This is a genomic window from Acidobacteriota bacterium (assembly GCA_040756905.1).
Classification (GTDB): Bacteria; Acidobacteriota; Aminicenantia; order JBFLYD01; family JBFLYD01; genus JBFLYD01.
On record JBFLYD010000059.1, the window covers coordinates 18,387 to 31,731 of the forward strand.

Annotated in this window: 13 protein-coding genes and 1 tRNA gene; 7 read left to right on the plus strand and 7 right to left on the minus strand. The window is 35.7% G+C overall.

Going from position 1 to position 13,345, the window contains the following annotated elements; translation table 11 throughout:
* Positions 1 to 2 precede the first annotated feature (2 nt).
* Positions 3 to 920, plus strand: coding sequence for a glutamate formimidoyltransferase (ftcD, locus tag AB1410_10575; GenBank protein MEW6457141.1), 918 nt, complete (start codon positions 3 to 5; stop codon positions 918 to 920).
* Positions 921 to 1,242: 322 nt separating this feature from the next.
* Positions 1,243 to 2,226, plus strand: a complete 984-nt coding sequence (locus AB1410_10580; protein ID MEW6457142.1) for a cation diffusion facilitator family transporter — start codon at positions 1,243 to 1,245, stop codon at positions 2,224 to 2,226.
* Positions 2,227 to 2,331: 105 nt separating this feature from the next.
* Here AB1410_10580 and AB1410_10585 read toward each other — a convergent pair.
* From AB1410_10585 to rsmA, 7 genes are all read right to left on the minus strand, one after another.
* Positions 2,332 to 2,424: transfer RNA gene (locus tag AB1410_10585), tRNA-Ser, on the minus strand.
* A 126-nt stretch (positions 2,425 to 2,550) separates the two neighbouring features.
* Positions 2,551 to 3,021, minus strand: coding sequence for a Spy/CpxP family protein refolding chaperone (locus AB1410_10590; GenBank protein ID MEW6457143.1), 471 nt, complete (start codon positions 3,019 to 3,021; stop codon positions 2,551 to 2,553).
* Positions 3,018 to 3,380 (minus strand): hypothetical protein, encoded by a 363-nt coding sequence (locus AB1410_10595; GenBank protein MEW6457144.1) that lies wholly within the window; start codon positions 3,378 to 3,380, stop codon positions 3,018 to 3,020. The genes AB1410_10590 and AB1410_10595 overlap by 4 nt, the downstream gene beginning before the upstream one ends.
* On the minus strand, positions 3,362 to 3,931 hold the full coding sequence (locus AB1410_10600; protein MEW6457145.1) for an RNA polymerase sigma factor: 570 nt from the start codon (positions 3,929 to 3,931) through the stop codon (positions 3,362 to 3,364). The genes AB1410_10595 and AB1410_10600 overlap by 19 nt, the downstream gene beginning before the upstream one ends.
* Positions 3,932 to 4,383: 452 nt before the next feature.
* Positions 4,384 to 6,474, minus strand: coding sequence for an LUD domain-containing protein (locus AB1410_10605; protein ID MEW6457146.1), 2,091 nt, complete (start codon positions 6,472 to 6,474; stop codon positions 4,384 to 4,386).
* Complete coding sequence (locus tag AB1410_10610) at positions 6,475 to 8,712, minus strand: DNA translocase FtsK (GenBank protein ID MEW6457147.1); 2,238 nt, start codon at positions 8,710 to 8,712, stop codon at positions 6,475 to 6,477.
* Positions 8,713 to 8,738: 26 nt separating this feature from the next.
* On the minus strand, positions 8,739 to 9,560 hold the full coding sequence (gene rsmA / locus AB1410_10615; protein ID MEW6457148.1) for a 16S rRNA (adenine(1518)-N(6)/adenine(1519)-N(6))-dimethyltransferase RsmA: 822 nt from the start codon (positions 9,558 to 9,560) through the stop codon (positions 8,739 to 8,741).
* Positions 9,561 to 10,085: 525 nt separating this feature from the next.
* Between rsmA and AB1410_10620 the strand changes: the two genes are divergently transcribed.
* The 5 genes from AB1410_10620 to AB1410_10640 all read left to right on the plus strand — a co-directional run bounded on the left by AB1410_10620 (position 10,086) and on the right by AB1410_10640 (position 13,229).
* Positions 10,086 to 10,280 carry a type II toxin-antitoxin system HicA family toxin gene (locus tag AB1410_10620; protein ID MEW6457149.1) on the plus strand — a complete coding sequence of 65 codons (195 nt, stop codon included), beginning with the start codon at positions 10,086 to 10,088 and terminating at the stop codon, positions 10,278 to 10,280.
* Position 10,281: 1 nt separating this feature from the next.
* On the plus strand, positions 10,282 to 10,542 hold the full coding sequence (locus AB1410_10625; protein MEW6457150.1) for a type II toxin-antitoxin system HicB family antitoxin: 261 nt from the start codon (positions 10,282 to 10,284) through the stop codon (positions 10,540 to 10,542).
* A gap of 142 nt (positions 10,543 to 10,684) precedes the next feature.
* Positions 10,685 to 11,161, plus strand: a complete 477-nt coding sequence (locus tag AB1410_10630) for a hypothetical protein (protein MEW6457151.1) — start codon at positions 10,685 to 10,687, stop codon at positions 11,159 to 11,161.
* A 156-nt stretch (positions 11,162 to 11,317) separates the two neighbouring features.
* The gene (locus tag AB1410_10635; GenBank protein ID MEW6457152.1) at positions 11,318 to 11,869 is read left to right on the plus strand and encodes a uracil-DNA glycosylase family protein; all 552 of its coding nucleotides are present in this window, start codon (positions 11,318 to 11,320) and stop codon (positions 11,867 to 11,869) included.
* A gap of 121 nt (positions 11,870 to 11,990) precedes the next feature.
* Positions 11,991 to 13,229 (plus strand): ATP-binding protein, encoded by a 1,239-nt coding sequence (locus tag AB1410_10640; GenBank protein ID MEW6457153.1) that lies wholly within the window; start codon positions 11,991 to 11,993, stop codon positions 13,227 to 13,229.
* Positions 13,230 to 13,345 lie beyond the last annotated feature (116 nt).

Genomic DNA, 13,345 nt, shown 5'->3' on the forward strand with positions numbered 1-13,345 from the left:
AAATGAATGAAATTATTGAAGCAATTCCCAATGTGTCAGAAGCTAAAAGAGAAAACGTATTGAATGAAATAATCAGTTCGCTGAGGGAAATAGAAAATATTGTAGTACTTGATGTTAAACCTGATAAAAATCACAATCGAACTGTGATTACCATAATCGGAGATAGAAAGGGATTGTATAGTACAGCAAAAGTTCTATACAAGAAAGCTTTGGAATTAATCGACCTGAGAGAACACATAGGAGAGCATCCGAGGATTGGAACAGTGGATGTATTTCCGGTCGTTCCTATAAGGAATGTATCAATGGAAGATTGCGTAGCTTTTTCAAAAGAATTGGGCAAAATGGTTGCAGATGAATATAAAATTCCAGTTTATCTTTATGAAGAATCAGCTACAAAAGAGGAGAGAAAGGATCTTCCCAACATAAGGAAAGGTGAATTTGAAGGGTTGTTTGAAAAGATAAAAGATCCCAATTGGTATCCTGATTTTGGAGAGCCAGTTGTTCATCCCTCAGCAGGAGCAACAGTAATAGGAGCAAGGATGCCTTTAATTGCATATAACATAAATTTGGGGACATCCTCTGTGGAAATAGCAAATAAGATTGCAAGGGCAATAAGACACATAAGCGGAGGGTTAAGGTATGTGAGAGCCATGGGAGTTATGCTTGAGGATAGAAATATAGCTCAGGTTTCAATAAACATGATTAACTATCAAAAAACTCCCCTTTACAGAGTTATGGAGTTAGTTAAAGCTGAAGCTTCAAGGTATGGAGTAAATGTAATCGGGAGCGAAATTGTGGGTCTTGTTCCTGAAGAAGCTCTTTTTTCAGTGGCAGATTTTTACTTGAAGTTAGAAAATTTCTCTTTTGATCAGATTCTTGAAAGAAAAATCCACAAAGCTTTAGAAGAGAAAAAAACTTAGTTTTTATGGTTTTTATCAGTTGATAGTATTAAGCATAAAGTCATTCTAATGCTGGTGTATTCTGCTGGATTAAGAGTCGGAGGAGTGGTAAAATTATAAATAGAGGATATTGATAGTAAGAGAATGCTGATACACATTAGAGGCTACGAAGAGGTTGATAAGTGACAAAAATTGTCAATAGGTGTGGGTTTCTGGCACTTCAGCCAGATTGGGAATATCCGAAATACTTCGGATATAACCTCAAATTTAGGGGTATATCCGAATCTGTTTCGTATACAGAAAGTTATCCGCCATTGGGCAAGAATAAGGAGGTTAACGGTTAATGTTTAGGAAAGATCCCCATAAGCATGTCCATACTCACGGTGCCATAGACCCATCTGTTTTTACTACTCAAAGAGGAATTTGGGCTATCAAGTGGTCATTCTTTGGATTACTTGCTACTGCCTTATTTCAGGTTATTATCGTCTTACTTTCAGGAAGTGTGGCGCTGCTGGCCGATATGATTCACAACTTCGGTGATGCTGCTACTGCTATTCCGCTGTGGATTGCTTTTACGCTTGCGCGATGGAAACCCAGCAAACGGTTTACCTATGGCTACGGCCGTGTGGAAGACTTGGCAGGTGTAGCCATTGTACTTATCATCTTGTTCAGTGCCATTGTTGCGGGTTACGAATCGATTGATCGCCTCTTTCACCCAAGAGTGGTAGGGTATCTTTGGGCAGTGATCATCGCATCGGTGATTGGTTTCCTTGGCAATGAAGCTGTGGCACAGTTTCGCATCAAAGTTGGCAAAGAGATCGGCAGCGCCGCCCTCATCGCCGATGGCTATCACGCCCGTGTAGATGGCTTAGCCAGTCTGGCCGTCCTTTTCGGTGCAGTGGGAGTCTGGTTAGGATATTCATTAGCAGACCCTATTGTCGGTCTTCTTATTACTGCTGCAATCTTCCGAATCGTATGGGAATCTGGCAAGTCTGTTTTTACACGCCTACTTGATGGGGTGGAACCAGAGGTAATTGATGAGATTAAACATGCGGTGAATCACACCCCGGGGGTACTGGACATATCTGAAGTGCGGGTAAGATGGTTAGGCCACAGGCTTCATGCAGAGGTAAATATAGCCGTGAGTCCAGAACTTTCTGTTGAAAAAGGGCACGAGATCGCCACGGAGGCCCAACACCAGCTTTTGCATCATTTGCGCTATCTTTCCAATGCCACAGTCCATATTGATCCTATGAACGCATCAGGCGAGAAACATCATCGCATCGCTGAACATATACACGACGATTTACAAGCTCATTCACATTAACGGCCTTGACGATTAGATGGAAGAAGTATATTTTTTGATGTCAAAGAGTCTGCCGATAGGAAAAGGAGAAATAGAAAAGTAATTCTTTTAATTCGGTCATGTGGCTGGCGGAGAGGGCGGGATTCGAACCCGCGCTCCAATTATTCATCGGAGAATCGCTTAGCAGGCGACCCTGTTCAACCACTCCAGCACCTCTCCTTCCCAATGATAATATTATACAATATTTCTGTTATTTTTCAGCCTTTAAAGACATTTTTTATTCTAATCTTTTAAAACCCAAGATTCAATAGTAGAATTATACAAAAAATTTAAATAAGAAAGAAATTAAAATCTTGGCCGAGGAAGACGTCTCTTTTCTAAAACTTTTAATTTTAATTCCTCCAGTTTTGCCTTTTGTTCAGGGGTAAGAACTTTTTTCATGGAGAAAGTCATGGAGAAAATGGTTTTGTGAATATTTGCCTCTATGAGGTGGATCTGGTCGATCTTTTTTAAGGCCTCGTCGAAATTTTCCTTTTCGCTGAGAGATTGGAGTTCCAATCGAGCTTTCTCTAAAGATGATCTGAGGTCAATCAGCTTCACTCTTGAATCAGTGTATATTTTATCGAGAGATGTTACCTGCTCAGGAGTGAGGTTTAGCTCTTTAACAATTTTTTCTATTTTCCACCATTTTCCAAGCCTCAGCAGAGGTTTAGGTCCTACCTTTGGAGGTGGATCATCCTGGGGAACATCTTCCTGAGAAAACAAGAAGGCTGTAAAAAATAGAAGAATTAAAAGTAAACTCACTTTTTTTATCATAGTTTATCCTCCTTTTCATTTATTTTTAAAATATTTACTAATTCATCCAATTCGTCATTGTCTATCCATACTGATGAATTATAAATTTCAGGATATTCTTCCTTTAGAGTCTCTTCATAAATTTTTGATATGGTAATATCCTCCCCATAAAAATTATTTTCTTTTATGTTTCTTGATTGGCTAATGTAGATTATTGAAATGGAAGAGAACAATAATAAACTAAAATAGATAAGAAATTTTCTCCTTTTTTTCCTTTTATAAGACGGGAGTGTCTTATTCCAGAATTTTTCAATAAAATCATCACTGATATTTTTCTCTTCTATCATTTCGAAAATTTTCTTTATCCTTTCGTTTTCCATTTTTCTTCCTCCTGCTTAATGATTTTTTTTAATTTTTCCATTCCTCTGAACACATAAGTTTTTGTTGCTCCGACTGATGCATTTATCATCCTTGAGGTTTCCTCATAGGAGAAACCATAATATTTTGTTAATATAATTGATATTTTTTCTTTTGGCTTAAGAATATGGATGTATTCGTAAGGATTCAAGATAGAATTTTGATTATAGTTAGATAATTTTAATTTTTCGATGAATTTAAACATGAATAAATTTTGAATTTTATTTTTTCTTATCTTTTTCAATGCTTGGTTTGTGGCTATTCTGTACAACCAGGAAGAGAATGAGTTGAAAGGGATAAATCTTTTTTTATTTAAATAAACCTTAAGGAAAGTTTCCTGGACGATATCCTCAACTTCATTTTCATCTTTTAATATTTTATTCAAATAATTAAAAATTTTTTTGTAATATCTTTTCATAAGTATTTCAAATGCTTCACGGTTATTTTCTTTTCCTGCAACATATATCAAGAACTCATCCTTTTGACTGTCCAATTGGTCCAAGTTTAAGTTCATCTTCCTATCCATTTTAATATAACCCTTAAACAGATAAAAAAGTTTCACCAAAATTACATCTTTAAATTAAGCGCGTAACCATCCATTGAGCGATATATAGATGAGAATCTGAATTAATAGAGCTAAACAAAGAAATAAGTGAGCAGGAAGGGTGGCGGAGAAACCGAAGGTTCCTGAAAACTGTCACGAATGCGTAGCGGGCATGATCCCCTCACTTATTTTAAAGTATGAGTGAAATTAAAACCAATAGAAGATAATGTTTTTTGAATTATATATAAGTTATATATTCTTTCCCTTTTAATAAGTGAGGGGGAGCGAAGCATGAGTGCCGAGCTGTTATTTTCCTCGCTGGGGAAAATACAGCGTGTTTTCGGGTCACCCTTGCTGGTCACTCATTAACTAAGGGAATGGTTGACCTCTCGTTCTCATCCTTCCTGTCCATAAAAGATAAGTTAAATTTTCAAGGTCTCTGCTAAATGAAAAACATCAATTGGGAGGCCTTCTTTTTTTAGCCCTCCTTTTAGCTGGAAAATGCATCCTGGACAAGTTGTTACAACTTTATTGACGTTTGATTTCAGGATTGAATTTTTCTTTTTATTCCAGATTGATTCTGAAATATCCGGATAGAGGAATGAAAAGGCTCCTGAAAATCCACAACAGGTATATGGTTCATTCTCTTCGATAACATCGTATTCAGCTTTTTTTAGTAAATTCCTGGGCTCTTCTTTTACATGGATAAAATTAAGGGAATGACAGGGATGATGAAAGTATATTTTTTCATTTTCGGTTATAGTTTTTGGGATAAAGTTAAATTTTTCTAAGAATACTGAGAAATCATATATTATTTCTGAGAAAGCATGTATATTTTCTTCTATTATTTTTTTGTATTCATACTTGAGAATTCCATTTCCAGTAGGACAGAGAGTAACAATAAATTCAGGAGAGATTTTTCTGAAAACTTCAAAATTTTTTTTTGCCATATAATAAAGAGATTTTTTATCCCCTAAGTGTAATGCTGGCGCTCCACAACAAACCAGTTCTTCTGATGTGATGGGCTGAAACCCCATTTTTTCTATTATTCTAAAAGTTGAAATGCCGATAGAGGGATAGAAATCTCTTATGAGACATCCTAAAAACATCAATACTTTCTTTCGTTTATTTTCTTTTATAGATAATTTAATACCATCTCTTTTTATTGAAGGAAAATATTTATATTTTGACGAGGGCAGAACACTGTTAATTATAAAATCATCTTTTTTCCAGGGAATCTGGGCAAATGATAAGAATTCAAGGAGAGATTCTCTAAATTTGTTATTTTTAAAATAATTCATAAAAATTTTTTCTTTTACTCCTGAACCTCTTATATTCTTTAATTCACTGATCATATCAGGGACTGGGATTCCAGTAGGGCAGAATTCCTCACATTTCTTACAGTCGGAACAAAGATTTAAGTAAGGGAATGTTTCTTTGTGGGAGTTAATAACAGATGTTAAAGCAAGACCGATTCCTCCAGGATAAATAGGACCACTAAAAATCAGACCGCTTACCGAATTGTAAACAGGACAGATCGTCAGACATCCTCCGCATTTTATGCAGTAGAGAACTTTTTTCCAAAGTGTATCATCTATAATTTTTTTTCTTCCATTATCGATTAGGATTACATGAACTTCTTCAGGTCCATGAACTCCAATTGTTATTTCTTTTTCTATGTCCGCTGTTCTGCTCGGTCCTGTTATGAAAGATACGTAGGAGGTAATTTTCTGACCCGTGGCTGTTTTTGTTAAAACCTTAAGAATTTTTGCTGCCTCTTCGATCGAGGAGACGATTTTTTCTATGCTGATTAAAACTATATGGATAGGAGGAAGGGAGGTTACAAGTCTTGCGTTTCCTTCATTTGAGACAATCACCACAGTTCCTGTTTCAGCGATTCCTATGTTTGCTCCTGAAATTCCCATGTCAGCTTCTAAAAAATATTTCCTCAATTCTTTTTTTGCAAAATCAACAAGTTTTTTTATGTCTGGTTCAAATTCTTTATTAAACTTTCTTGAGAAAAGCTCAGCTACGTCCTCTTTGCTCATGTGAAGGGCAGGAGCTGTAAAATGAGTTGGTTTTTGATTGGAAAGCTGAATTATCCATTCCCCTAAATCTGTTTCTATAACTTTAAACCCTCTTTTTTCAAGGTGATGATTAAGTCCTATTTCCTCTGAAACCAGTGATTTTGATTTAACAATTAATTTTGCGTTCTTCTCCCTTGCTATTTTTTCTACGATTTTAAGGGCATCCTCTGATCTTTCAGCAAAGTAAAATTTTGACCCTGATTTTTTTACTTCTTGTTTGAATTTTTCAATTAGATAATCCAGATTTTCAATTGATTTTTCTTTTATCTCCTTTACCTGATTCTTTAAAGAATCAAAATCATATTCTTCAATCGATGTGAGGAAACCCTGATAAAAATGATTAAGTGAATTCTGAAGTGCTCTCTGGAGATTTTGATTTTTTAAGATTTTTTTTATTCTTCTTTTCAGTCTCCATTTTTTTAACATTCACCATTGCTCTCTTTCTTTTTTTATCTTTAAAAGATAATTGTAATCCACAAGAACTTCTCTTGGTTTACTTCCTTCGCCTGGACCTACAATTCCCTCTTCTTCCATTATGTCTATAATTCTTGCTGCTCGAGCAAACCCGAGTCGTAATTTTCTTTGCAGAAAAGAAGCTGAGGCAATTCTATGTTTGATAATGAGTTCCAGGGCTTCATAGTAAAGCTCATCTTTTTCTCTAAGGCTTTCATCGACCTGGAGCTCATCTTTTTTGTGTTCTTTCAGTATGGAGGTATCATATTTTGGTTTTTTCTGGGATTTGAGGAAATTTACCAATCTAAAAGTTTCTGCCTCAGATATATATGCTCCATGAATTCTTATCAATCTTGATGAAGTAGGAGGCATAAAAAGCATGTCTCCATTGCCGAGGAGTTTCTCTGCACCCATTGAATCGATTATTACTCTTGAATCAATTTTTGAAGGAACTCTTAAAGCTACTCTACTCGGAAGATTATTCTTTATCGTTCCTGTTATGATATCAGTTGAAGGTCTCTGAGTGGAAAGAATTAGATGAATTCCAACAGCCCTTGCCATTTGAGAAAGAGAGGTTATGGCATTTTCTACCTCAAGAGATTCTTTGCCGGTCATCAGGTCTGCAAGTTCATCCACAATTATAACAATGTAAGGTAAAGTCTTTATTGAATCATATGTATCGCTATTATCATTTTTTTCTGCTAACAACTGCTCAACTTTTAAATTGTATTGTTCGATATTTCTTGCATGAAGGGAAGCCAATTTTTTATTTCTTTCGTTCATTTCTTTAATCGTCCATTTAAGAACATTTATTGCCTGTTTTGGTTCTGTAACAGAGGGAGCTAAAAGGTGGGGTATTTCATTGTAAATTCCAAATTCTAACCTCTTTGGGTCAATCAGCACGAATTTTACTTCATCTGGAGAGGCTTTGTATAGGATACTCGTGATGATGCAGTTCAATGTCATGCTTTTTCCTGAGCCGGTTGCTCCTGCTATCAACAAATGGGGCATTACGGATAAATCTGTAATAAAAATTTCTCCTCTCACCATTTTGCCAAGCGCAATAGAAAGTTTAGATGGCGATTTTTGAAATTCTTCAGAGCCAATTATTTCTCTTAGGAAAATTTTTTCCCTTTTATCATTTGGAACTTCAATACCTATTGCAGACTTACCCGGGATTCTCTCTATTAAAATGCTTTCAGCTTTCAATGCAAGAGAAAGATCCTCTGTTCTTGAAAATATCTGGCTTATTTTGATACCTGCATCTGGAGTGTATTCATAGGTAGTTATGACCGGCCCTGGATGCATTTCTAACACTGATCCTTCGATGTAAAATTCTTTCAACTTTTCTTCGATAATTTTCTTTTTTTCTTTTAACTCCTTCTGGTTTATTTCTTCAGCATGAACAGGAGCATCTAAAAGAGATAAGGGAGGGAAAGTATACTCCTGTTCTTTTATCGATGGAAATAGAAGAGATTCTTCAGGAATTTCTTCTTTGACCTTTTTTATTTTATTTGGAGCTATCTTTTCTTTAAGAAAATTCGAAAGTTCTTCGGATATTTTCTCCTTTTTTTCTATCCTCTTCTTTTTTCTCTTTAACTTTGAGAAAAAAAATTTAAAAAATTGATAGATATACTTTAGAGGAAAATAAAGGATATTTAAGAGGATGGATAAAAACGTTCTGAAACTGAATTTTGTCAACAATATAATTGAAATTAAAGCAAGGGATGAAAATAGTATTATTGCTCCTGTATAATTCAGCCAATCGACAAAAATTTCTGAAATAAAATTTCCTAAAAATCCACCTGAATGGATTGGCTTCCCCCACCAATTCAGCTCTCTTTGGGTCATGTATAACAGGGAGCATATGGATACAACAAAAATTGAAAAGCTTATACTTTTTTTTAGTAATTTGTAAGATTTTTCAACAAATACAAGAATTCCTGCATAAAAAATAGCAAAAGGAAAGAAAAAGGAGGCAATACCAAAAATCTGGAAAAATAAAGAAGATAGGTAAGCTCCAAAAATTCCAATGAAATTTTTTGTTTTTTCATTTTTTGAGAAGGAAGTTTCCCATGAAGGGTCATCTGGATTGTAGCTTATTAGACTAAAAAATATTATCAGGGAAATTGCTATTAACACAATTCCAGTTATTTCAGAAATTAAGCTTGAATTTTTAGAGGTATCTTCCTTTTTGATTTTTATTTTCATAATTTTTCCCATTTTTAAATATATTATTAAAGCGAAGAGTTCAGGTCAAATAATTTCTTGGAGTTTTTCCATAGGGCATAGATTTTATCCATCGGGAGTTCTTCTGCTCTTTCCTGCCTTTCAATTTTTGATTTTTTTAACGTATCTCTGATATCTTCGATTCTTAACCCAGCTAACTTCAGATTATTTTCTACTGTTTTTCTCCTGAAACGAAAAATCTTATGCAGAAATTCATTGAAAAAATCAAGATTGCTTATTTCATACCGAGGCTTGTCTCTTTTTATTAATTCAACAAGACATGATTCAACTTTTGGTGCTGGAGAAAAAGAGTGGGGAGAAATTTTAAAATGAATCTTTGGGTTGAAATAAATTTGGAATAGAACTGAAATAGGGCAGTATTTTTTTGATCGATGTTTAGAGAGGATTTTTTCAGCAAATTCTTTTTGTAGAAGAAAAACTGCTCTTGAAATTAAATCTCTATACTTTATAACCCAGAACAGTATTTGAGAAGAGATAGAGAAAGGCAAATTCCCGACCACTGCGATCTCCCTTTTTACTTTATTGTCTTCAAAAAATTTTTTAAGGTCGATTTTTAATATATCCTGATTTATAACTTTCAAGTTCTTTAGTTTTCTTTTTTTTAATTCTGATGCTAAATGCAAATCGATTTCCACTGCATAAACAAAATTTGCCCTGTTAATTAGAGATTTAGTTAGAGAGCCCTTTCCAGGGCCTATTTCTAATAAAATTTCTTGCTCTTTAGGGTTTATAACAGAAGTAATTTTTTTTATTAGATTTTTATTAAATAAAAAATGCTGTCCAAGAATTTTTCTCTTAGATCTTCTCAACAATACCTCTTAAATAACATTATATAAGTTTTTGAAATTAAATACTAATGTCGTTACAGCTGGATATACCTGAGATTAAGATTGAATAAGTGTATATATGCCTTGAAAAGTAAACCCCGTTAGAAAGCTCGGTTGGGGATTTAAACCCCACTCTTGCCATATGTTTTTTACTCCGCCAAAGGGCGGGGCTTTCTTTCTAACTGGGTAAAATTCAACTTTGGAAGTAAACCCTGTTAGAATTTTAAAAGGGACCTTACATCATGCCAGTGTCAAAACCCACGCATTCTAACAGGGCAACAACACTAAAATATTGATTAAATTCTTTTAGGGAGGTAATTCGAGAGCTTGACAGGGGTTTTAAAAATCCTTATATTGTAAACAAAAAAATGAAATGGGAGATAAGGATCAGGAAGGAAGAATCGGAACGAAATACTTCGTCTATCCCGCTAATTGGGGAATATAGACGAACTATTTCATCTATGAACGAGATAGCGGAAATGTCCAAATAGTTAAGGATGGAATACGATGAAGGTGCGTGATATTATAAAACTGATTGAAGAGGATGGTTGGTATCTGGTTGTGACAAAAGGCAGTCATCGTCAATATAAGCATCCAGCGAAACCGGGGAGGGTAACAATTGCGGACCATCCCAGCGATGATTTATCGCCAGCTACCTTGAATAGTATCTTGAAACAGGCGAAATTAAAGGAGGTGAAGTAATATGCATCGTTTTCTTATCGTAATAGAGAAGGCAAACGGCAACTATTCTGCATACTCCCCGGACTTACCTGGTTGTGTTGCAACCGGTAAGACCCGTGAAGATGCGGAAAAAAATATGTATGAAGCTATTAAGTTGCATTTACAGGGATTATTGGAGGATAAATTTCCAATTCCAGAATCAACTTCCTTTGCAGAATATATAGCAATTGATGAAAGGCATTTGGGCACTTCCGCTAACAACAGCGTAAGCGCTCGGTCTTGAAAACCACTGGGGGAAGCGGCGACATTTATCCTTTGTCACAGGATTTGAAAGAGCGTCAAATCCTGCACCATCCCTTGCGGGACGGGCAACGCCGCTTACGCTTGAAGGTTATCTGCTCATTGCAGGTAAAGGAAAGGAAATTATGAAAGAAAGAACCATCCAATTTTTTGAGAGGGAAGACACACGATTGGTTGGAAGGACAGCTGAAAACCTTTTTCTTAGCCTTCTGAATCAACAGGGTATTTTTGCAGCTTCATTTGATGTCCAGGGGTTCGATGGCATAGCTTTTGATCATTTCCATAGGTACTTCAAAGTTGGGGAACCGCCATATTATTTTCAGATCAAATGCCGCGGGTCAAAAAGTCAGTCATACAATTCGCAGGGACACAAGCCAGAAAAAATTGAGAACATCAGGATAGTAGCTCAACAGTTCAATATCCAAGAAAAGTCAGTTTATTTCATAGTGGGCTTTTTCAAAAATAACGATATCAGGACACTGACTTTTTTCGGTGTTCCATTCGGGTCTCTACCAATTTTTAAGGTCGGAGACCAGTTTCGCTTCTCTGTGGATCGGTGCAAGGCAGCAACTAAATCTGATAAGTATATTTTTCAATTATAAAAGGTATTGATAAAATTGGACGGTTCTTTAAAGACTGCCTGCAACGGACGGCTAACAGCAGGCTAAAAAGAAACAGATTAACAGGCAAATGTTTTCACTTCTTTTAGCTCTGAATGTTAGTAGAAATGGCTGTTCAGGTAACGGGAGGTTAGAATAATGGAAGATTTAAAAAGGGTGGAAGCCGACATACAAAATTGCAAAAAATGTCCATTCAATGAATCTACTGATGCAAGATATTGTAGCGGCTTTAGTGCAGATTATCGAGTAATGTTTATTGCTGAGAGTCCAAGCACTTCGGGAGGGACTGGAATATTTAAGCCCGATGCCAATTTTAGATCAACACCGGCAGATGAATTATTTTACAAAGTAAAAGCAAAATTTGGATTGGAGAATTGCTATACAACAGATTTAGTCAAATGTGGCATTCCCAAAGGAAAACCTACAAAACAAAAAATTAACAATTGCTTGAGCTACCTTGTAAGAGAAATTAAAATTGTAAAGTCAAAACTTCTCGTTGCGGTTGGTAAATCCATCAGAATCGAAGAAAATGGGAGATTGGTGAAATGTGATTTCGCAACATTTTTGAAACAAAAATTGGAAATAACAACTCCAATCATCTCAACTTGGCATTATTCCTATGTGAGAAGATTTAAACGAGATGAAGAGACCTATGCAAACCAACACAAAGAGGTTCTTAAATACCTATGAGGTTATCACACCCACTTCCACTAACACAGCATAAAAGGTTCACCCTTCGGGCTCACCCAAATTCCGCCTTTAGCGGAACTTCTTTTATGCTAGGAACGGCAGACGACATTTTGCTTAATAGGTGAGAGGATTGAAAATGTCCGCTGTTGACCCTAAAATCATGGAACTTGCTATAGAAACGTCGAAGAACTCTAAACAAGAACTTGATAGTCGAATTCATCCAAAGGTGGGGGTAGTTATTGTTAAAAAAGGGAAGGTAATATCAACATCTTGTCGTGGAGAATTATGTGCAGGCGAACATGCAGAGTATACTGTTCTTGAAAGAAAATTGAGGGATAAAGATTTAATAGGTGCGATATTATATATTACGCTTGAACCCTGCACGACTCGGAACCATCCCAAGATGCCATGTGCTCAATGGATAGCCAAGAGAAGAATAAATACCGTAGTAATAGGAATTTTAGACCCAAATCCTGAAATCCGCGGAAAAGGGGTATTGTTTTTGAGAGAAAATAATGTGTTAGTAGAACATTTCCCTTCAGAATTACAACTGAAAATTGAAGAAATAAATAATGACTTTATTGAGCAATTCAAGAAGAAACTATCTAACGATGATCCGTCCTTAATAGAAGCACCTTCGGTTTATGAAAAGAGACCGATATACGCTGCAAGTGTAGATGACTTTTCGTTAGAGTCTATCAAATTCTATTTGAACTATATTAATCTGAAGATCAAAATTCCTTCTCCAGAATTATGGAGTCTTTTTGTAAAAAAGGGGTTTTTAACTGTATCCCGAAAGAAAAGAATGCACATTCCAACAGTGGCAGGACTTCTCCTTTTTGGGAAGAACCCAGAAATTTTCCTCGTCCAGAGTAAAATAAAAGCGGAATGCTTTAAAGGATCTGAGCCTGTAGATGCAATTGATAAAATGGACATCGAAGGCCCATTACCTAAAATGATAGATGAAGCCACGAAATTTTTCCTTAGAAATATGAGGATAGCAATGAGGATTGAGGGGTTTTCAAGGGTAGAAATCACTGAATATCCGCAAGAGGCTCTGAGAGAGGCTGTCCGAAATGCCATTATTCATAGAGATTATTCAATTGAAGGAGCGACCGTCATAATAAAGATGTTCAGATACAGATTGATAGTAGAGAGTCCGGGACTTCTTCCCCAGCCTTTAACTTTAGAAAAAATTCGCCTATTGAAATACAAACCGATCTCTCGGAATCCTATCATAGCTAGGGCAATGTCTGATATGAAATTTATAGAAGAAAGAGGGAAAGGTATTAGACTAATGCACGATATGATGTTGGACCATGGCTTAAAGCCACCAGATTTCAATTATGATCTAGCGTGACTTTACTAAGCAAGAGCGTCGCATAAGAGACAATCTATTGAAATTATTAGAACAAACGATCTTTTCAATTGTATACACTGAATGGGATATTGGTTTTTAAATCAACTTCAAGCAAA